The organism is Synechococcus sp. WC101, assembly GCF_047461555.1.
Classification (GTDB): domain Bacteria; phylum Cyanobacteriota; class Cyanobacteriia; order Thermostichales; family Thermostichaceae; genus Thermostichus.
This window is the reverse complement of the sequence record NZ_JANSHG010000270.1, coordinates 1-1,829: the sequence shown is the minus strand read 5'-3', so window position 1 is coordinate 1,829 and position 1,829 is coordinate 1. Positions and strand designations below refer to the sequence as shown.

The 1,829-nt window shown below is 61.3% G+C and carries 2 protein-coding genes; one reads left to right on the top strand and one right to left on the bottom strand.

Going from position 1 to position 1,829, the window contains the following annotated elements; genetic code table 11:
- Positions 1–362: VOC family protein (locus tag NW809_RS12325; RefSeq protein WP_414402273.1), on the top strand; the 362-nt coding region annotated here is incomplete at its 5' end.
- Positions 363–420: 58 nt separating this feature from the next.
- Here NW809_RS12325 and NW809_RS12320 read toward each other — a convergent pair.
- Positions 421–1,824 carry a phosphoglucomutase/phosphomannomutase family protein gene (locus NW809_RS12320; RefSeq protein WP_099812648.1) on the bottom strand — a complete coding sequence of 468 codons (1,404 nt, stop codon included), beginning with the start codon at positions 1,822–1,824 and terminating at the stop codon, positions 421–423.
- Positions 1,825–1,829 lie beyond the last annotated feature (5 nt).

The following is a 1,829-nucleotide window of genomic DNA, read 5'->3' as shown; positions in this document are numbered from 1 at the left end:
TCCGCGTAGAAGACATCTCTAAGGCAGTAGAGTTCTACGAAAAGTTGGGGATGGTCAACGTCTGGAAGGATCCCGACTGGGCCTATATGAAAGCCGGAGACGATGGGCTGGCACTCTTGGGGCCGGGCTACCGGGCGGCAGGGCCCCACTTTGGCTTTGTCTTCAGCAGCAGGGAGGAGCTGGAGGAGCAGCATCGGCGCTTGCAAGCCGCAGGGATCCCGGTAGGGGCCATTCACAGCCATCGGGATGGCACTGCCTCCTTCTATGGCAAGGATCCCGATGGCAACCTGTTTGAGTTTCTGTACGAGCCGCCAGGCACTTTTGACCAAGCCAAGGCCAAGACAGCCGAGGCAAGTGCTTGAGCTCTGAACTGCTATCGCGCACAAGCAAGCTAGGGGCCGTGGGCGTCCTTCTGTAGCCCTAAGCAATCTTGCTGAGCAGCCCAGCTGCCCAATCGAGAAGACGGTTCACTTCTTCTGAGGTTCTGGCTTCCGAGTAGAGCCTCAGCAGAGGTTCGGTGCCGCTGCCCCGGATCATCACCCAACTGCCGTCGGCAAGGCTAAACTTGTGGCCGTCGCGATCGAAATGCTTGATTACCTTTTGCCCCAGGATCTCAAGGGGGGGATCCGTCTGTAGCTGCTGGAAGAGCCGGGTTTGTTGACCTTGATCCGCCAGGTGCAGGTCGCGGCGTAGGTAAACTGAGGTGAACCCTTCCCGTTCTTGCAAAGCTCGGTAAAGGGCGCTCAGATCTTGCCCGGTTTCGGTGACGGCTTCGATCAAGTACAGGGCAGAGAGGAGGGCATCCCGCTCGGGGATGTGGCCCAGATAGCCGATGCCGCCCGATTCTTCTCCCCCCAGCAACACCGGTGTGCTCAGCATGCGCTCGGCGATGTACTTAAAGCCCACCGGCGTTTCCGTAACTGGCAGGCCATAGCGCTCGGCCACCTTCACGAATAGCTCCGAGCCGCTGATGGTTTTGACGATCTCGCCCCGCAGGCCGCGCCGCCCCGCCAAGTGGTCGATCAAGATGGGAATGAGGATCTGCGGGCTGAGAAAATGGCCTTGCCCATCGAGGGCAGCAATGCGGTCGGCATCGCCATCGAAGACCAAACCCATCTTTAACGGGGCGGGATCCGCTGCGATGATCTGGGCAGAGGTCTGCAGGTTTTGCGGCAGCGGCTCCGGTGGGAACCCGCCAAACAAGGGATCCCGACGTGCCTGCAATTCGATCACCTTCTCCCCCAACAGGCGGCTGAGGCCCCCGGCGCCAGAGCCAAACATGACATCCACCCAGATCTTGGCCGGGGATCCTTTGAGCTTCTCCAGATCCACAAAGCGGCTGAGCTGAGCCAGGTAGCCGGGCCAGGGATCCCAGGTTTCGATGGGGGCTGGGTTGGATGCGAGAGGTTGCAGGTGGTGCAGCTCCTGCTCGATGGCGGCGGTAACCTCCGGCGGCACGGAGCCGCCAAATCCGCCTTTGACCTTGAGGCCGGAATAGTGGGGCGGGTTGTGGCTGGCGGTGATCACCAAGGCGCCGTGGCAGCCGCGCTCTTTGGCCGCCCAGCTAAAGGCCGGTGTCGGGGCCACACAGGCAGAGAGATAAACTGGGATCCCCAGCCGCGCCACCACCTCGGCAGCGTGGGCAGCAAATTTTTCTGAGAGAAAGCGGTTGTCGTAGCCGATCAGGATCCCTGCCCCAGGATAGGTGCGGGCCAGCACCTGGGCGCTGGCCTGGGCGGCAATGCCCAAGTTCTGGAAGGTAAAGCCATCGGCGATCACGGCTCGCCAGCCGTCAGTGCCAAAACGAATGGAGTTCCCGGCCATGATTG

Excerpts from the sequence above, each read along its gene's own strand:
- NW809_RS12320 (WP_099812648.1), bottom strand. The coding sequence starts at position 1,824 with ATGGCCGGGAACTCCATTCGTTTTGGCACTGACGGCTGGCGAGCCGTG.